The organism is Thermus sp. CCB_US3_UF1, assembly GCF_000236585.1.
In the GTDB taxonomy this organism is placed as follows: domain Bacteria; phylum Deinococcota; class Deinococci; order Deinococcales; family Thermaceae; genus Thermus.
In genome coordinates this window covers 1,843,902-1,860,420 of record NC_017278.1, presented here as the reverse complement: position 1 = coordinate 1,860,420, position 16,519 = coordinate 1,843,902, and the positions used below count along the sequence as shown (strand labels likewise).

16 protein-coding genes and 1 tRNA gene are annotated in these 16,519 nt (G+C 69.6%); 7 read left to right on the top strand and 10 right to left on the bottom strand.

Annotated elements, in window-relative coordinates; all coding sequences use genetic code 11:
• The first annotated feature begins 15 nt into the window (after positions 1-15).
• Entirely contained in the window at positions 16-468 is a 453-nt protein-coding gene (locus TCCBUS3UF1_RS09240) for an NUDIX hydrolase (RefSeq protein ID WP_014516244.1), read from the top strand.
• Here TCCBUS3UF1_RS09240 and meaB read toward each other — a convergent pair.
• Genes meaB through TCCBUS3UF1_RS09220 form a run of 4 tightly spaced genes read right to left on the bottom strand, consistent with a single transcriptional unit; the run spans position 465 to position 3,864 of the window.
• The gene (gene meaB, locus TCCBUS3UF1_RS09235) at positions 465-1,412 is read right to left on the bottom strand and encodes a methylmalonyl Co-A mutase-associated GTPase MeaB (protein WP_014516243.1); all 948 of its coding nucleotides are present in this window, start codon (positions 1,410-1,412) and stop codon (positions 465-467) included. The two genes, TCCBUS3UF1_RS09240 and meaB, sit on opposite strands and share 4 nt — an antisense overlap.
• Before the next feature lie 32 nt (positions 1,413-1,444).
• Positions 1,445-1,819: a RidA family protein gene (locus TCCBUS3UF1_RS09230; protein WP_014516242.1), complete on the bottom strand. Its 375-nt coding sequence runs from the start codon at positions 1,817-1,819 to the stop codon at positions 1,445-1,447.
• Between the two features lie 4 nt (positions 1,820-1,823).
• A complete protein-coding gene (locus tag TCCBUS3UF1_RS09225) occupies positions 1,824-3,641 on the bottom strand; it encodes a PQQ-binding-like beta-propeller repeat protein (protein ID WP_014516241.1) in 1,818 nt (605 codons plus the stop codon).
• 1 nt (position 3,642) lies between these two features.
• Positions 3,643-3,864, bottom strand: a complete 222-nt coding sequence (locus TCCBUS3UF1_RS09220; protein ID WP_014516240.1) for a hypothetical protein — start codon at positions 3,862-3,864, stop codon at positions 3,643-3,645.
• Between the two features lie 88 nt (positions 3,865-3,952).
• On the opposite strand from TCCBUS3UF1_RS09220, the gene murA reads away from it, so the two are divergent.
• Positions 3,953-5,248 carry a UDP-N-acetylglucosamine 1-carboxyvinyltransferase gene (murA, locus tag TCCBUS3UF1_RS09215; protein WP_014516239.1) on the top strand — a complete coding sequence of 432 codons (1,296 nt, stop codon included), beginning with the start codon at positions 3,953-3,955 and terminating at the stop codon, positions 5,246-5,248.
• Here murA and TCCBUS3UF1_RS09210 read toward each other — a convergent pair.
• Entirely contained in the window at positions 5,245-5,685 is a 441-nt protein-coding gene (locus TCCBUS3UF1_RS09210) for a hypothetical protein (protein WP_014516238.1), read from the bottom strand. The two genes, murA and TCCBUS3UF1_RS09210, sit on opposite strands and share 4 nt — an antisense overlap.
• Positions 5,686-5,775: 90 nt before the next feature.
• Here TCCBUS3UF1_RS09210 and prfB point away from each other — a divergent pair.
• A protein-coding gene (prfB, locus tag TCCBUS3UF1_RS09205; protein ID WP_155983289.1) for a peptide chain release factor 2 occupies positions 5,776-6,874 on the top strand; the annotation gives its coding sequence in 2 pieces (ribosomal slippage) (positions 5,776-5,826 and positions 5,828-6,874; 1,098 coding nt in all).
• Here the strand turns inward: prfB and TCCBUS3UF1_RS09200 are convergent.
• Genes TCCBUS3UF1_RS09200 through TCCBUS3UF1_RS09185 form a run of 4 tightly spaced genes read right to left on the bottom strand, consistent with a single transcriptional unit; the run spans position 6,871 to position 9,466 of the window.
• Positions 6,871-7,224, bottom strand: a complete 354-nt coding sequence (locus TCCBUS3UF1_RS09200) for an iron chaperone (protein WP_014516236.1) — start codon at positions 7,222-7,224, stop codon at positions 6,871-6,873. The two genes, prfB and TCCBUS3UF1_RS09200, sit on opposite strands and share 4 nt — an antisense overlap.
• Positions 7,224-7,886, bottom strand: a complete 663-nt coding sequence (gene phoU / locus TCCBUS3UF1_RS09195) for a phosphate signaling complex protein PhoU (RefSeq protein ID WP_014516235.1) — start codon at positions 7,884-7,886, stop codon at positions 7,224-7,226. The genes TCCBUS3UF1_RS09200 and phoU overlap by 1 nt, the downstream gene beginning before the upstream one ends.
• A gap of 18 nt (positions 7,887-7,904) precedes the next feature.
• Positions 7,905-8,798, bottom strand: coding sequence for a HAMP domain-containing sensor histidine kinase (locus TCCBUS3UF1_RS09190; RefSeq protein ID WP_014516234.1), 894 nt, complete (start codon positions 8,796-8,798; stop codon positions 7,905-7,907).
• Positions 8,795-9,466, bottom strand: a complete 672-nt coding sequence (locus tag TCCBUS3UF1_RS09185) for a response regulator transcription factor (protein WP_014516233.1) — start codon at positions 9,464-9,466, stop codon at positions 8,795-8,797. The genes TCCBUS3UF1_RS09190 and TCCBUS3UF1_RS09185 overlap by 4 nt, the downstream gene beginning before the upstream one ends.
• A gap of 91 nt (positions 9,467-9,557) precedes the next feature.
• On the opposite strand from TCCBUS3UF1_RS09185, the gene TCCBUS3UF1_RS09180 reads away from it, so the two are divergent.
• Positions 9,558-9,632: transfer RNA gene (locus tag TCCBUS3UF1_RS09180), tRNA-Val, on the top strand.
• A gap of 65 nt (positions 9,633-9,697) precedes the next feature.
• A complete protein-coding gene (guaB, locus tag TCCBUS3UF1_RS09175; RefSeq protein ID WP_014516232.1) occupies positions 9,698-11,182 on the top strand; it encodes an IMP dehydrogenase in 1,485 nt (494 codons plus the stop codon).
• Here guaB and TCCBUS3UF1_RS09170 read toward each other — a convergent pair.
• Complete coding sequence (locus tag TCCBUS3UF1_RS09170; RefSeq protein WP_014516231.1) at positions 11,179-11,406, bottom strand: hypothetical protein; 228 nt, start codon at positions 11,404-11,406, stop codon at positions 11,179-11,181. The two genes, guaB and TCCBUS3UF1_RS09170, sit on opposite strands and share 4 nt — an antisense overlap.
• Positions 11,407-11,446: 40 nt before the next feature.
• On the opposite strand from TCCBUS3UF1_RS09170, the gene TCCBUS3UF1_RS09165 reads away from it, so the two are divergent.
• Positions 11,447-11,908, top strand: a complete 462-nt coding sequence (locus TCCBUS3UF1_RS09165) for a hypothetical protein (RefSeq protein WP_014516230.1) — start codon at positions 11,447-11,449, stop codon at positions 11,906-11,908.
• Between the two features lie 106 nt (positions 11,909-12,014).
• On the top strand, positions 12,015-16,493 hold the full coding sequence (locus TCCBUS3UF1_RS09160) for a glutamate synthase-related protein (RefSeq protein WP_014516229.1): 4,479 nt from the start codon (positions 12,015-12,017) through the stop codon (positions 16,491-16,493).
• Positions 16,494-16,519: the final 26 nt, after the last annotated feature.

Here is a 16,519-nt window from a genome sequence, read left to right as displayed (position 1 = left end):
ACCTGGGAGCAGGACGTGCGGAGGAAGCGGCAGGTCAAGGTGGCCCGGAAGCGGGTGGTTTCCGCCGGTGGGGTGGTCCTCCGGGGGGATCCCCCAGAGGTGCTGGTGGTCTCCCTGAAGGGGGGGCGGGTGACCACCCTGCCCAAGGGGCAGGTGGAGCCGGGGGAACGCTACCCGGAAACCGCGGTGCGGGAGGTGCGGGAGGAAACGGGGGTGGAGGCGGCCGTGCTTTCCCCCTTGGGCAAGGTGCGCTACTACTTCACCGTGCGGGACGGGGAGGAGCTCACCACGGTGAGCAAGGAGGTCCACTACTTCCTCATGGCCTACCGGGGTGGCAAGCCCCGCCCCCAGCTTTCCGAGGTGGAGGCCGCCTATTTCCTGCCGGTGACCGAGGCCCTAGAGCGCCTTTCCTATCCCAACGAGCGGGAGATGGTGCGCAAGGCCCTCCTGCGCTTGGGCAGGGGCTAGGTCTCCCCTTTGGGGTCCAGAAGGGCCATGGCGGCTTCCTCGGGGGAGAGGTCCCCTTGGGCTACCCGGGCCACCAGTTCCAGACCTTCCCGGGTGCGGCGGCGCCCCCACTCCTGGATGACGCTTTCCACCTCAAAGCGGGCCCGTTCCAGGCGGTGGTCCTCCAAAAGGCCGTGGGCTAGGAGGTGCTGGTGGTGGGCTTCCAGGCCCGTAAACAGCGCCTCCACCCCTTCCCCCGTGGCCGCCACCGTGGGGTAGATGGGGGGGCGCCACCCCCCTGGGCGGGGAGGGGAGAGCTCCAGGGCGCTTTTTAGCTCCTGGATGATCCTTTCCCCCCCGGGCAGGTCAAACTTGTTGACCGCGAAGAGGTCGGCGATCTCCATGACCCCGGCCTTGAAGGCCTGGACCGCGTCCCCAGCCGCCGGGGTGAGCACCAAGAGGGTGGTGTCCGCCACCCGGGCGATGTCCACCTCGCTCTGGCCCACCCCCACGGTTTCCACGAAGATCCGGTCAAAGCCGAAGGCCTCCAGGAGGCTCAAGGCCGCCACCGTGGCCCCGGCGAGCCCCCCCAGGGCCCCCCGGGAGGCCAGGGAACGGATGTAAACCCCTGGGTCCTGGTGGTGGCGCATCATGCGGATCCGGTCCCCCAGGATGGCCCCCCCGGTGAAGGGGCTGGAGGGGTCCACCGCCAACACCCCCACCCGTTCCCCCCGCTTCCGGGCCTCCAGGATCAGCCGGTCGGTGAGGGTGCTTTTGCCGGCCCCGGGGCTTCCGGTGATCCCCACCACCTTGGCCCGCCCCCGGCCCCGGAGGCGCTTTAAGAGCGCCTGCCCCAAAGGGTGGCCCGACTCCACCAGGGTGAGGGCCCGGGCCAGGGCGCGCACATCCCCTTGGTGGAAGCGGGCCTCGAGGTCCTGCACCTGGGCTTCCCGCGGTTCCGTCATGCCGTTATTCTACGCTTTTTTGCCCATTGGCATTATTCCGCCAGGGCGATGCAGGCCACCTCCACCCGCACCCCCCGGGGCAGGGCCTTCACCGCCACCGTGGCCCGGGCGGGGTAGGGGGGGGAGAAGTAGCGGGCGTAGACCTCGTTGAAGGCGGGGAAGTCCTCCATGTCGGCCAGGAAGCAGGTGGTCTGCACCACCCGGGAGAGGCTCGAGCCCGCGGCTTCCAGGATGGCCTTGAGGTTCTCCATCACCCGCTCGCTCTGGGCGCGGATATCCCCCTCCACCAGATGCCCCTCAGGGGTCAGGGGGATCTGGCCGGAAACGAAGACCAGCCCCCCGGCCCGCACCGCCTGGGCGTAGGGGCCGATGGCCTGGGGGGCCTTGGGGGTGGCTATGGCTTCCATGGCCTCATCCTACGCCAAAGCGGTAGAGCCTTCCCGAAAGGCTCACCACCAGGACCTCCCCAGGGAGGGGCAAGGGCGGAACCTGGACCGCTCCCAGGCCCGTGGCCTCAAAGACCACCTGCCCCCTTTGGTCCACCGCCAGGAAGCGGCCCTCCTCTGTGGCCAAGAAGACGTGTCCGGCGGCGTAGGCCAGACCGGCGGTCACCTTGCCCACCTCGAGGCTCCAGACCTCCTCCCCCGTGGCCTGGTCCAGGGCCCGCAGCATCCCGTCCCATCCCGCCACGTAGAGGCGCTCCTCGTCCAGGGCCATCCCCCCCCAGAGCTCCCCCTCCAGGGAGGCGTTCCAGAGGGTTTCCCGGGTCAGGGGGTCAAAGGCGTACACCTCCCCCTCCCAGGTGGGGATGAAGACCACCCCCCGGTGGGCGGCCACGGGGGCGTGGACTGGCCCGGTCTTCACCTTGTAGCGCAACCCCCCCGACTCGGGGTCCAGGGCGTAGAGCCAGCCGTCCTCCGAGGCCAGGAGGAGGAGGCCCCGGTAGAAGGTGGGGCTGGCGGAGAGGTGGCCCCCGGCGTGGAAGCGGAAGCGCAGGCGGTCCTGGAAGAAGGCGTAAAGGGTCCCGTCCCGGCTGGCCACGTACACGTACCCCCCCAGGACCAGGGGGGCGGCGGTGACCTCGGCCCCGGTCTCCACGCTCCACTCCAGGGCCCGTCCCCGGAAGCGGCGCACCTTGCCGTCCCAGCTCCCCACGTACACCCCGCCCCGGGCCACCGGGGGGGCGGTGACCTCGTCGGGGAGGGGTTCCCGGCGCACCTCCCCCGTGAGGAGGTCCACCTCCACCAGGCCCCGCCCCACCCCCAGGTAGACCCGGCCCCCGGCGTAGACCATCTCCCCCGGCCAGGCCGCCTCCCCGCCCAGGTCCAGCTTGCCCCGCAGGGAAAGCCGCCTGGGGTCGGGGGCCAAGGGGTAGTGGCCGCTGCGGCTGGCCCCCGCCCGGGGGGTGGCCAGGCGCAGGGCGCGGAAGCCCTCGAGGCCGCTTCGGAACAGGCCGGGATGGGCAGGCCGCTCCTCGGGGTGCTTGGCCAGAAGGCCCAGCACCGCCTCCCCCACCCCCTTAGGAATGGCGGGGTTCAGCTCCTGGGGGGGTTTGGGCGCCTCGTAGACGTGCTGGAAGAGGATGGCCTGGTCGTTCTCCCCCTCAAAGGGAGGCCGGCCCGTGAGGGTGCGGTAAAGGACGGCTCCCAGGCTGTAAAGGTCGGCCTTGGGGGTAAGGGGCAGGCCCTTGGCCTGCTCCGGGGCCATGTAGCTGGGGGTGCCCAGGGTGTAGCCGGTGCGGGTAAGGTGGCGGTGCTCCTGCAGGAGGTAGGCCAGGCCGAAGTCCATCACCTTGGGGTGGCCCTCCTTGGTGAGGAGGATGTTCTTGGGGGTCAGGTCCCGGTGCAGGATCCCCTGGGCGTGCAGGTGGGCCAGGGCCTCCATCACCAAGGCCGCCGCCTCCAGGATCCGCTCCCCTTCGGGGCCTTCCTCAAAGGGCCCCAGGCGGTCAAAGGTTCCCCCTTCCACCAGCTCCATGACGAAGTAGGGCTGCCCTCCTTCCTCCCCGAGGTCCAGCACCTGGACGATGCCGGGGTGGAAGAGGCGGGAAAGGGCCCGTACCTCCAGGAAGAAGCGCTCCCGATCCGGGGGAAGGGCCCGGGGGTGGAGGAGCTTCACCGCCACCTTGCGGCCTAGGCGCTCGTCCACCGCCCGCCAAACCTCGGCCATCCCCCCGGAGCCCAGGGGGGCCTCGAGGCGGTACCGGCCGCCCAGGACCACGCCCGTCATTCTATTCTTCGGGCTCCAGCTGCTTGAGGAGTTCCGCCAACTCCTCCTTGGCCTCCCGGCCCTCCTCCAGCTCCTGCACGATCTTGGCGATGGCCAGGCGGACCACCTCCGACTTGGACACCAGGCGTTCAGGGCTGGAAAGGGCGTAGGCGGCCCGGGTCAGGAGGGCATCTTGCTCCTCGGAAATCACCACCTGCAGCCGCTTTTTTTCCCGCTTGGGCATACCGCTCCTTGGCAGGTAGTGTAGCAGAAGGTGGGCCAGCTTGACAATGTGAACGAGGCCAAATATCCTCAACTTGAGTAAGGTGAGTATGATGCTCACAAGCGGGGGGAAGGCCAGGAGGGTGCTGCGGATCGAAGGGGGGGCACCCCTCAGGGGGGAGTTGCGGGTCTATCCCGCCAAGAACGCCGCCTTGCCCATCCTGGCCGCGAGCCTCCTCACCCCGGAGCCCATCACCCTCCTGGAGGTGCCCAGGCTCCGGGACGTGGAGGTAATGCTGGAGCTTCTGGCCCACCTGGGTACCCGCTACCGGTGGGAGGGGCGTACCCTCCACCTCCACACCCCCGAGATCCAGAGCACCCACGCCCCGTATGAGCTGGTGGGGCAGATGCGGGCCAGCTTCATCGTCTGGGGGGCCCTGCTGGCCCGGGTGGGGGAGGGGCGGATCTCCCTGCCCGGGGGGTGTGCCTTTGGGGCCCGGCCCGTGGACCAGCACGTAAAGGCCCTGCGGGCTTTGGGGGCTGAGGTGGTGGAGGAGGGGAATACCTTTTACGCCCGCCGGGTCCGCCCCCTTTCGGGCCGGGTGGTCTTTGACCTGCCCACGGTGGGGGGTACAGAGCAGGCCATGCTGGCCGTGGCCCTGGGGGGGGAGGCCACCCTGGTCCAGGCGGCCATGGAGCCCGAGGTGGAGGACCTGGGCCGCTTCCTGGAGATGCTGGGGGTGGAGGTGCGGGGTCTGGGAAGCGCCATCCTCCATGTCCGCGGGGCCTCCCACCTGGGGGGCGGCACCTACCGCATCATTCCTGACCGGATTGAGGCCGGCACCTACCTGTTGGCGGCGGCAGCCACCCGGGGGGACCTCACCCTCTACCAGGTCCGCCCCGACCACCTGGATGCCCTCTTGGACAAGCTGCGCCAGGCGGGCCACCGGGTGGAGGTGGGGCGGGACTGGGTCCGCCTGGTGGCCGCTTCCCGGCCCGAGCCCTTCCACGTGGAGGCCCGGGAGTACCCGGGCTTTCCCACGGACCTCCAGCCCATCGTCACCGCCTACCTGGCCACGGTGCCGGGGCAGAGCACGGTCACCGACCGGGTCTATCCCGACCGCTTCACCCACGTGGGGGAGCTGGCCCGCATGGGGGCCGAGCTTTACCTCCGGGACCGGATCCTCATGGTGAACGGGAAGCGCCTGCACGGGGCCCAGGTCAAGGCCCTGGATATCCGTGCGGGCGGGGGGTTGGTGGTGGCGGCCCTCAGCGCCGAAGGGGTTTCCGAGGTCGAGGGGGTTTATTTCCTGGAGCGGGGGTATGAGGACCTGGAGGAGCGCCTCCGCGCCCTGGGGGCCCGGGTGGGCCTGGAAGAGACGGCCCTGAACCTGGCCGCGGACTAGAGGGGGCGCAGGGCCTCAGGAAAGCGGAAGAGGAGGCGCTCCCGTTCCAGCTCGGGGCTGTACACCCGCTCCACGTACCCCGCGTGGCCTAGGGCCTCCAGCACCTCCTGGGCCACGGCCCGGTCCCCCTCCAGCCGGGCGGTGAGGAAGGCCAAGGCCTCCTCCTCGTCCCCTTCCCCCACGAACTCCCGGTACTCCTGGTCCAGGGCCCGCATCAGGGCCTTGAGGTTCAGGGGTTGGCTGAGGAAAACCCAGCGGCTTTGCTTCCCGGGGAGGAAGTGGGCGTAACCCTGGGCCTCGAGGGCCTCGGCCAGGCGCGCCGCCTGGGTTTGGGGATACCCCCGGCCCACCAAGAGGCTGACCAACCCCTCCCGTTCGCTGGGCCACCCCTGGGGGTGTTCCCGCTTGAGTTCCCGGGCTAGGGCTTCCAGGTCCATACCATCACCTCCAGCTCCATGATAAAACCTGCGCGCACCTATAGCAACTCGCTTGTGCCTGGGGTGCCGGGCGGCTATACTGGGAAGGGTATGGACCTGGACCTTCTCCTCAAGCGCCTGGACAGCCTCAGGGGGTATCTTTGACATCCCCGGCAAGGAAGCCCGCCTAAGCGAGCTGGAAAAGCGGCTGGAAGACCCTCTCCTTTGGCAGAACCCGGAGGAGGCCAGGCGGGTGAGCCAGGAGGCGGCCCGCCTGCGTCGGACCGTGGACACCTTCCGCGCCTTGGAGGGGGACCTTCAGGGGCTGGTGGAGCTTTGGCAGGAGTTCCCCGCCGAGGAGCGGGAAGCTTTGAGGCCTGAGCTGGAGGAGGCCGCCCGGCGCCTGGAAGGGCTTTACCACGAAACCCTCCTGGCCTTCCCCCACGCGGAGAAAAACGCCATCCTGACCATCCAGCCGGGGGCTGGGGGTACGGAGGCCTGCGACTGGGCGGAGATGCTCCTCAGGATGTACACCCGCTTCGCCGAGCGCCAGGGTTTCGCGGTGGAGGTGGTGGACCTCACCCCGGGGGCGGAGGCCGGCATCGACTACGCCCAGATCCTGGTGCGGGGGGAGAACGCCTATGGCCTCCTCTCTCCTGAGGCCGGGGTCCACCGCCTGGTGCGCCCTTCCCCTTTTGACGCCTCCGGGCGCCGCCACACCTCCTTCGCCGGGGTGGAGGTGATGCCCGAGGTGGACGACAGCGTGGAGGTGGTCATCCGCCCCGAGGACCTGCGCATTGACGTGTTCCGCTCCCAGGGGCACGGGGGCCAGGGGGTGAACACCACCGACAGCGCGGTGCGCATCGTCCACCTGCCCACGGGGATCACCGTCACCTGCCAGACCACCCGCAGCCAGATCAAGAACAAGGAGCTGGCCATGAAGGTCCTCCGCTCCCGGCTTTTTGAGCTGGAGTGGAAGAAGAAGCAGGAAGAGCTGCAGAAGCTGCGGGGCGAGGTGCGGCCCATTGAGTGGGGAAGCCAGATCCGCAGCTACGTGCTGGACAAGCAGTACGTGAAGGACCACCGCACCGGCCTCATGCGCTTTGACCCGCAGAACGTCTTGGACGGGGACCTGCTGGACTTCGTCTGGGCGGGCCTGGAGTGGAAGGCGGGCCGCAGGCAGGCGGTGGCCGCGGGGGAGGAGGACTAGGGGCCCTCGAGGGCCCGCCGCAGGAGGCTCGCGATCAGGGCCTCCTCCTCGGGGCCCAGGCCCTTTAGGGCGAAGGCCACGGGCCAGAGGTTTCCCTGGTCCAGCCGGGCCTGGTCGGTGAAGCCCAGGGTAGCGTAGCGGGTCCGGAAGCGGTGGGCTGGCTGCAGGAAGAGGAGCACCTTCCCCCCCTGGGCGTAGGCGGGCATCCCGTACCAGAGCCTGGGGGAAAGGCCTGGGGCCAGGGCCCGGACCAGGGCGTGGAGCCTCTCCCCCAGGGTGCGGTCGGGCTCGGGCCAGGCGGCCAGTTCCGCCAACACCGCCTCCTCCCCCTGGTTCCTGGCCTTGCCCATCAGTAGATGTCCTCGGGGGTCTTGTACACCTCTCCGGTGAGCCAGTAGATCACCCGCTCGGCGATGTTCTCCAGGTGGTCCCCCAGGCGCTCGTAGCTCCGGGCCACCCGCATCAGGGTCAGGGCCTTGGTGATGGTGCGGGCGTCCTCCATCATGTAGGTGATGAGCTCCCGGGTGATCTCCTCGTAGAGCCCGTCCACCTGGTCGTCCAGCTCCACCACCTTTCGGGCCAGGGCCACGTCCCGCTCGGCGGCGGCTTTGGCCAGGATGTCCATCATCTCCAGGAGCTTCCGCCCCATTTCGGGAAGGGTCACGTAGCGCTTGAGGGGCGGTTCCTTGGTGAGGAAAAGGGCGTCCTCGGCCACGTGCATGGCGTAGTCCCCGGCCCGTTCCAGGTCGGTGAGGGCCTTGATGACGGTGAAGATGAGCCTAAGGTCCGAGGCCACCGGCTGGTGGCGGGCGATGAGGGCGATGGCCTCGTTCTCCACCTTGAGCTCCAGGGCGTCCACCTCCCGGTCCTTGGCGATCACCGCCTCGGCCTTGGCCTCGCTGCCCTCCACCAGGGCCTCCGTGGCCTCCTGGGTCATCTCCCGCACCAGGGAGAGCATGCGCAAGGTTTCCTCCAAAAGCTGGTTTAGGGCACGGTCTAGGGCTTCGCGCATTCCGCGTACCTCCTCGCCTTAGTGTAGGGGAATCCAGACCCCGAAGACGTTCTCCCTGCCCGCCCGAAGGGCGTAGGCCTCCCCCCCCAGGCCCCGGGCCAGGCGGCGCACCAGGTAGAGGCCAAGCCCCTGCCCCCCCTCCCGCACGGGGCCGCGGCGGCCAGGGAGGAAGAGGCTTTCGTACTCGGGAAGCCCGGGCCCCTGGTCCCGCACCTCCAGGTGGAGGCGGCCATCCCCTTCCCAGGAGAGGAGGCGGATGGGATCCTGGCCGTACTTGAGGGCGTTTTCCAGGAGGTTGAGGAGGATCTGCAAGAGGGCCTCGGGATCGCTGTGGGCGGTGTGGGGCAGGTCCACCGCCACCTGCCGCCCCTTAAGCCTTTCCCGCAGGAGGGCCTCGAGGCGGGGCCAGAGCTCCTCCAGGGGGAAGGTGCGCTTGGGGCCGGGCTGGTGCGGGGTGAGGTCCCGCACCAGGCGGGAAAGGCGGGCCACCTCCCCCTTGAGGAGGTCCAGGACCTCCCGTTCCTGGGCGGTTCTGGGGGTGAGGGCTTCCAGGAGGGGGCCCATGCCGGAAAGGGGGGTACGGAGCTCGTGGGCCAGGGTTTGGGTGGCCTCCTCCAGGGCCAAAAGGCGTTGATGGGCCTCGGTTTCGTCCAGGAGGTAGAGCCTTCCCGGGAGGGCCCTGGCCCGGAGCCAGCGGCCCCGCACCTCCAGGGTGCGTTCCCCCCCGTGGAGGGCCAGGGCCTCCAGGCGGTGGTCCCTCAGGGCCAGGAGGAGGGGACGGCCCACCACCCGTTCCCGGTTTACCCCCAGGAGCTGGGCCGCGGCCGGGTTCAGGTAGACCACCTCCCGCCTTTGGTGCAGGATCAGGCCCTCCAGGGCCTCCTCCCAGGCCTCGGCCAGGAGTTCCTTCACCCTTCCCCCCGGAAGCGGTAGCCCAGGCCCCGCACGGTTTCCAGGAAGCGGGGGGCCTTGGGGTCTTCCCGGAGCTTCTCCCTCAGCTGCAGGATGTGCTGGTCCACCGTCCTGGGGGTGCCCAGGTAGTCGGGGCCCCAGACGGCCTCCAGGAGCTCCTCCCGGGTGTAGACCCGGCCCGGGCGCTGGGCCAGGAAGGCCAAAAGCTCAAACTCCCGCCGGGTAAGGGGGAGGGGCTGGCCCTCTAGGCTTGCCTCCATGCGCTCCAGGTCCAGGAGGAGGGGGCCCCGCTTGAGCACCTTGCGCTTGCCCGCCCGGCGCAGCAGGGCCTCGAGGCGGGCCAAAAGCTCCTCGGTGGCGAAGGGCTTGACCAGGTAATCGTCCGCCCCCCGGCTTAGGCCCTCCACCCGGTCCCGCACCTCGGCCCGGGCGGTGAGGAGGAGGACGGGGAGCTCGGCGTGGACCCCCTGGCGCATCCTTTCCAGAAGCCTGACCCCGGGTTCGTCGGGGAGCATCCAGTCCAGGACCACCAGCTCGGCCTCCTTCAGGAGGGGCCAGGCTTCACCGGCGCTGCCCGCCTCCAGCACCCGGTGCCCCGCCCGCTCCAGGGCCAGGCGCACCCCCAGGCGCACCGCCGGCTCGTCCTCCACCAAGAGCACCGTGGCCACGCCCTCAGTCTAGCCAAGGCTTTGTCAGGAGAGGGTCAAACCCCTTTGCTTGACAGGCTTTCCCGCCCCGTGCTACCCTTCAAAGGGTCAGGGGCGGCTAGCTCAGCGGAAGAGCGCTCGCCTCACACGCGAGAGGTCGTAGGTTCAAGTCCTACGCCGCCCACCACTAAGCCCCCACCCCTACAGGGTGGGGGTAGCGCTTTCCCTCGGGAAGGGTATACCCTAGGGAACATGTACGAGGGGAAGATCCTCTACGAGGGCCTCACCTTTGACGACGTCCTCCTCCTGCCCGGCTACTCCGAGGTCCTGCCCAAGGAGGTTTCGGTAACCACCCGGCTTACCAAGCGCCTTACCCTGAACATCCCCATCCTCTCCGCGGCCATGGACACGGTGACCGAGGCGGAGATGGCCATCGCCATGGCCCGGGAGGGGGGGCTTGGGGTTATCCACAAAAACCTTTCCATTGAGGCCCAGGCGGCCATGGTGCGCAAGGTGAAGCGCTCGGAGGCGGGGATGATCCAGGACCCCGTGACCCTGCCCCCCACGGCCACCCTGGAGGACGCGGAGCGCCTCATGCGGGAGTACCGCATCGGGGGGTTGCCGGTGGTGGACCTTTACGGGAAGCTTCTGGGCCTGGTCACCAACCGCGACCTGCGCTTTGAGCGCGACCTCAAGCGCCCCGTCACCGAGGTCATGACCCCCTTGGAGCGCCTCATCACCGCCCCCCCGGGCACCACCTTGGAGGAGGCGGAGGAGATCCTACGGCGGCACAAGGTGGAGAAGCTCCCCCTGGTGGACGAAACGGGGAAGCTGCGGGGGCTTCTCACCCTGAAGGACATCGTGAAGCGCAAGCAGTACCCCTTTGCGGCCAAGGACCCCCTGGGCCGCCTGCGGGTGGGGGCGGCGGTGGGGGCCAGCCGGGACCTGCCCGAAAGGGCCCAGGCCCTGGTGGAGGCGGGGGTGGACGTTTTGGTGCTGGACTCGGCCCACGGCCACTCCAAGGGCATCCTGGAGGCCCTGGCCTACCTGAAGGAGACCTTCGGGGAGAAGGTGGAGGTCATCGCCGGGAACGTGGCCACCCGGGAGGGGGCCAGGGCCCTGGCCGAAAGGGGAGCCGATGCGGTGAAGGTGGGCATCGGCCCCGGCTCCATCTGCACCACCCGGGTGGTGACCGGCGTGGGGGTGCCCCAGATCTCGGCCATCCTCGAGGCCGTGGCCGGGGTGGCGGACCTAGGGGTGCCGGTGATCGCCGACGGGGGCATCAAGTACACCGGGGACGTGGCCAAGGCCATCGCCGCCGGGGCCCACACGGTGATGCTGGGGAGCATGCTGGCGGGCACCGAGGAGGCCCCGGGGGAGGAGGTCTTGAAGGACGGGCGGCGGTACAAGCTCTACCGGGGCATGGGTTCCCTGGGGGCCATGAAACAGGGCTCCGCCGACCGCTACTTCCAGGATCCGGGCAAGGGCGGGGAGACCGAGGCCAAGAAGCTGGTCCCCGAGGGGATTGAGGGCATGGTGCCCTACAAGGGGCCCGTGGCCGATGTCCTCTACCAGATCGTGGGGGGGCTGAGGAGCGCCATGGGGTACGTGGGGGCCAAGGACATCGAGGAGTTTCGCAGCAAGGCCCGCTTCGTGCGCATGACCATGGCCGGCCTCATTGAGAGCCACCCCCACGACGTGGTGGTGATCAAGGAGGCCCCCAACTACTCCCGTTAGCCGAAAAGCTTCTCAAAGGCCTCCCCCCCGCCCTTCTTCCGGGCGGGGCGGTAGGTCCCTTCCTTCTCCTCCAGCCGCCCTTCGGCCACCAGGGCCCTAAGGGTGTCCTCCAGCTCCTTGTTGGCGAAGGCTTCCCCTTCCTCGTCCAGGTAGCGCTGGATCTCCTTAAAGGTGGCGAAGCGCAGAGCCTCCACCGCCCGCATGACCCAGGCCTTCCGATCCATGCCACCATCCTACCCCGGATCCCCGTGGCATCTTGTCCTTGTGGACCCTTACCGGGAGTACCAGGACTACGCGGTGGCCTCGAGGCTCCTCCTGGCCCTGGGCCTTTCCCGGGAGATCCTGCCCCTGGCCCAGTACGCCCGGCTCCGCCTCCGCCGCCTGGCCCTGGTGCGGGAGGGGCGGTATGCCGCCCTGGAGGGGTTGGACGAGCGCCTGCGCTACGGCTTCTGGAGCAACCCCTTGCGCCTAAGGGACTTTCTGAAGCGGGCGGGGAACGCCCCCTACCTGGCCTCCCCCGGGGCCTTTGAGGTCCTTCTCTTCTCGGAAGAGCGGGCCCGGCTCCGCTACCCGGGGCAGGCGGGGGAGTACTACCTGGGCTGGCTCCGCCTTCCCGCCCTCCTCCAGGACCCCCTGGCCTTTGAGGAGGTCCTGAGGGAGCAGGAGGCCCGCCTCGAGGCCCTGCCCCTCTTCCTCAACGCCTTCCACCGGGTCCCGGGCCCCTAAGTGCTCCTTTTCCCATTGACCCTACCCCCCGGGGGGTGTATAATCCGGGGAACGACGCGCATATCTTTGCCACACCCCAACCCAAGCCCCAAGAAGGAGCCCCAAGATGACCTGGAAGGAAGCCTACCCGGATATCCCCCTAGGCCAGGATGCCTGCGGCATCATCGCCATGGCGGAAAAGAGCGGCAAGCCCTCCCACCGCATCGTGCGGCGGACCCTGGAGAGCCTCTACCGCATGGCTCACCGAGCGGGGGCCATCCGGGGTGAGGGGGACGGGACGGGGATCCAGACCGATATCCCCCGGGAGCTTTGGGCCCGCTTCCTGGAGGAGGCGGGCCTGGAGCCGGAGCTGGCCTATAACCCCCGCTTCTTCGTGGGCCACTTCTTCCTGCCCAAAACCGAGGAGGCCCGGCTGGAGGACTTCTACGCCCTTCTGAAGGCGGAGGGAAGCCGCCTGGGCGTGCGTCCCGTCCATTTCCGCCGGGGGGAGGTGGTGAGCGAGGTCCTAGGCCCCGTGGGGCGGCGCACCGAGCCCATCTTCCTCCAGGTGGCGGGGCTTTCCCCCGACGGGGACGGGCCCCTTTGGGAGCTCGGCCTGCGCCTCGAGGCCCAGTTCCCCGTGCACGTGGTCTCCCTCTCCACCTACAGCGTGGTCTACAAGGTGCGGGGGGCGGCGGAGCTCCTCAAGCGCTACTACCCCGAGCTTTCCCGCCCCGAGTTCAAGAGCGCCATCGCCCTGGGCCACAACCGCTACTCCACCAACACCCTCTCCACCTTTGAGCAGGTCCAGCCCTTCGGTCTTTTGGGCCACAACGGGGAGATCAACACCATTGAGCGCCTCCGGCGGGAGCTGGACCACCTGGGCATCCCCCGCACGGGCGGCTCGGACTCCCAGGACCTGAACCGCATGCTGGAGGGGCTTATCTACCGCTACGGCCTCTCCCTGCCCGAGGCCATGGACCTGGTCTTCCCCCCCATCTTGGGGGAGATCAAGGGGTTGCCGGAGGAGCTCCAGGACCTCTACATGGCCCTACGGCAGCGCTTCGGTCCCCTGGCCCAGGGGCCGGCGGCCATCGTGAGCCGCCACCGGGACGAGGCGGTCTTCGCCACCGACGCCATGGGCCTTAGGCCCCTGTGGCAGTTGGAAACCCCCTACGAGATCGTCTTCTCCTCGGAAAGGGGGGTGTTCAGCGCCGAGGAGTTCGTCTCCGAGCCCAAGCCCTTGGCCCCAGGGGAGAAGGTCTACCTCCGCCTCACCCCGGAAGGGGCCAAGGTCCTCCCCTTGGACCGCCACCAGCGCCTGGTGTGGGAGCGCCTTTCGGCCCGTACCCCGGTGGAGGGGTACAGGGTCCACCTGGCGGGGCCCCTGCGCGCGGCCCCGCCCCCAGTGGCGGGGGGAAGCGGGGTGGAGGTGGAGGAGAAGCCCGCCCCGCCCCCCTTGGGCCTGGAGCGGGCCTACGGCTGGGACCGCTGGGACGGGGCCTACCTCGAGGCCCTGGCCAAGACGGGCAACGAGCCCATCGGCTCCCTGGGCTACGACGGCCCTCTGGCGGCCCTGAACCCGGAGAAGCCCAACCTGGCGGAGTTCTTCAAGGAAACCGTGGCCGTGGTGACCAACCCGGCCATTGACCGGGAGCGGGAGATCGAGCACTTCTCCACCCGCACCCTCTTAGGCCGCCGCCCCCTGCCCGACGGGCGGGGTGGGGGGCGGGTGGAGGAGCTCCTTTTGCCCATCGTCCTGGAGGCGGACCAGGGCCTGGCCGAGGCCTTCGGCACCCTAACCCTGGAGGAGGTGCAGGCCCGCTTCCAGACCGCCACCTTGGTGCCCCAGTTCACCGTGGAGGAGGGGCTTCTTCTCGGCCTCAAGCGCCTGGAGGAGGAGGCGGTGCGGGCCGCGGAAGCGGGGGCCGAGGTCCTCATCCTCTCCGACCGCGAGGCCTTCCAGGGAGGGGTGTGGATCGACATCGGCCTGGCGGTGGCCGCGGTGAACCGGGCCCTCCTCAAGCGGGACGCCGAGGGCGTTGCCCTAAGGCGGCGCACCTCGCTCCTGGTCCACTCTGGTGGGATTAGGAACCTGCACGACATCGCCTTCCTCCTGGGCCTGGGGGCCGAGGCCGTGGCCCCTTGGCTTTTGGAGGAGAAGGCCCGGGCCCTGGAGGGGCGCAAGGGGGTAGCCAACGCCCTGGAGGCCCTCCGCAAGGGCCTGGAAAAGGTGATCTCCACCATGGGCATCCACGAGCTCCGGGGCTACGGCAAGATCTTCAGCGCCATCGGGCTCAAGCCCGAGCTGGCCGAGTACTTCGGCACCCGGAACTTCCTGGGCTCCCACCAGGGGGGCTACGGCTTCCTGGAGCTGGAGCGCACCCTGCTGGAAAGGGAAGGCTTCTTGCGGGCGGAGAAGGTGCCCCCCGCCAAGGACTTCCGCTTCAACCCCCGGATCTACAAGGCGGCCCAGGAGGTGGCGGGCGGCCAGGCCCCCTACGCCCACTTCCAGGAGAAGGTGCGCTCCCTGGAACGGGAAAGCCCGGTGGCGGCCCGGCAGCTTCTGGAGGTCCGCTTCCCCGAGCGGAGCGAGGTGGCCCCGGAGGAGGTGGACCTCTCCGTGGGCGGCCACTCCCTCCCCTTCCTCATCAGCGCCATGAGCTTCGGCTCCCAGGGGGAGGCCTCCTTCCGGGCCTATGTGGAGGCGGCCAAGCGCCTCAACATGCTCTGCATCAACGGGGAAGGGGGGGAGATCCCCGACATGCTGGGCAAGTACACCCACTGGCGGGGGCAGCAGGTGGCCAGCGGCCGCTTCGGGGTCCACGCCTACATGCTCAACTCCGCCAGCGTCATTGAGATCAAGATCGGCCAGGGGGCCAAGCCCGGGGAGGGGGGCCACCTGCCGGGAAAGAAGGTCTCCCCCAAGGTGGCCGCGGCCCGCAACGCCGTCCCGGGGGTGGACCTCATCAGCCCCTCCAACAACCACGACCTCTACTCCATTGAGGACCTGGCCCAGCTCATTGAGGAACTGAAGACGGTGAACCCCAAGGCCCTGGTCTCCGTGAAGGTGCCCGTGATCCCCGGGATCGGCACCATCGCCGTGGGCATCGCCAAGGCGGGGGCGGATGTCATCACCCTCTCGGGGTTTGAGGGGGGGACGGGGGCGGCCCGGCTCCACGCCCTCAAGTACGCGGGCCTTCCGGTGGAGATCGGGGTGCGCCGGGCCCACCGGGCCCTGGTGCGGGCGGGGTTGCGGGACCGGGTGGAGCTTTGGGCCGACGGCGGTCTCAAGACCGCTTACGACGTGCTCCGCATGGTCCTCCTAGGGGCGGACCGGGTGGGGATGGCCACCATGGCCATGGTGGCCATCGGCTGCACCATCTGCCGGGGCTGCCAGCTGGACACCTGCCACGTGGGCATCACCACCCAGATCGAGAGCGTGGAGGAGGCCCTGGCCCACGGCCTGAAGCGCTTCGTGCCCCAGGACCTGGACCGCGCGGTGGAGCAGCTGGTCCGCTTCTTTGAGGCCAAGGCCGAGGCCCTGCGGGAGATGGTGGCCGCCTTGGGGTTCCGTTCCCTCCGGGAGCTGCGGGGGCGCGCTGACCTCCTCTACCAGCGGGACCACCTGGAGGCCTTGGACCTTTCCTACTTCTTCCAGCCGGTGGAGGAGCCCGACTGGCTTCAGGACACCTCGGCCCACGTGCTGCGCAAGCCCCTGAACCAGCTCACCCGCACCATCACCGAGGTGGTCATGGCGGCTTACGGGGAGGGTGGGCGGCGGCTGGTCTTCCAGGAAGGTCCCGTGGACTCCACGGACCGCGCCCTGGGGGCCCACCTGGCGGGGGAGATCGCCCGCAGGCGGCTTTACGGCAAGGGGTTTGAGGCCGAGGTGGAGCTTCGCTTTGACGCGGGGAGCGTGGCCGGCAATGGCCTGGCGGCCTTCAACCTCGAGGGCATGAAGGTGGTGGTGGAAGGCGGGGCCCAGGACGGGGTGGCCAAGAGCGCCTTCGGCGGCACCGTGGCCATCCTGAAGGGCAGGAACCCCTACGGGGCCTACGTGGACGGGTCCGTGGGCAAGAGCTTCGCCTACGGGGCCATCGGTGGCCTCCTCGTGGTGGAGGGGATGGCGGACAGCCGCTTCTGCATCCGGCTTTCCGGGGCGGACGTGATCCTGGGCGGGGAGCCCGAGCGCCCCTTGCGGGATGAGCTGGGCAACCTGGCGGCCCGGGCCCAGGCCAAGGGCTTCGCCTTTGAGTACATGACCCGGGGGCGGGCCCTGGTCCTGGGGGACCCTGGGCCCTGGATCTGCTCGGGGATGACGGGGGGCCGGGTCTACCTGCGCCACTGGCCGGAGATGGGCCTCACCGAGGAGGCCATGCGCCGCCGTCTGGCCAAGGGGGCCAAGGTGGCCGTCCGGCCCCTGGACCTCCGGGGGGTGGAGGACGTGCGGGAACTCCTTTCCGCCTACCTCCGCCTCCTGCGGGAGGCCAAGCGGGAGGAGAAGGCCGCCCGCCTGGAGAGGCTCCTCCAGGACCCCGCGGCCCACTTCCGCATGGTGGAGCCCGTCCACCAGCAGGTGGAGCAGGGGGTGAGCACGGAGTAAGCCCTGGCTGGACGGCCCCGGGGTCT

Excerpts from the sequence above, each read along its gene's own strand:
- meaB (WP_014516243.1), bottom strand. The coding sequence starts at position 1,412 with ATGACGGAACCGCGGGAAGCCCAGGTGCAGGACCTCGAGGCCCGCTTC.
- TCCBUS3UF1_RS09230 (WP_014516242.1), bottom strand. The coding sequence starts at position 1,819 with ATGGAAGCCATAGCCACCCCCAAGGCCCCCCAGGCCATCGGCCCCTAC.
- TCCBUS3UF1_RS09225 (WP_014516241.1), bottom strand. The coding sequence starts at position 3,641 with ATGACGGGCGTGGTCCTGGGCGGCCGGTACCGCCTCGAGGCCCCCCTG.
- TCCBUS3UF1_RS09220 (WP_014516240.1), bottom strand. The coding sequence starts at position 3,864 with ATGCCCAAGCGGGAAAAAAAGCGGCTGCAGGTGGTGATTTCCGAGGAG.
- murA (WP_014516239.1), top strand. The coding sequence starts at position 3,953 with ATGATGCTCACAAGCGGGGGGAAGGCCAGGAGGGTGCTGCGGATCGAA.
- TCCBUS3UF1_RS09210 (WP_014516238.1), bottom strand. The coding sequence starts at position 5,685 with ATGGACCTGGAAGCCCTAGCCCGGGAACTCAAGCGGGAACACCCCCAG.
- TCCBUS3UF1_RS09200 (WP_014516236.1), bottom strand. The coding sequence starts at position 7,224 with ATGGGCAAGGCCAGGAACCAGGGGGAGGAGGCGGTGTTGGCGGAACTG.
- phoU (WP_014516235.1), bottom strand. The coding sequence starts at position 7,886 with ATGCGCGAAGCCCTAGACCGTGCCCTAAACCAGCTTTTGGAGGAAACC.
- guaB (WP_014516232.1), top strand. The coding sequence starts at position 9,698 with ATGTACGAGGGGAAGATCCTCTACGAGGGCCTCACCTTTGACGACGTC.
- TCCBUS3UF1_RS09170 (WP_014516231.1), bottom strand. The coding sequence starts at position 11,406 with ATGGATCGGAAGGCCTGGGTCATGCGGGCGGTGGAGGCTCTGCGCTTC.
- TCCBUS3UF1_RS09160 (WP_014516229.1), top strand. The coding sequence starts at position 12,015 with ATGACCTGGAAGGAAGCCTACCCGGATATCCCCCTAGGCCAGGATGCC.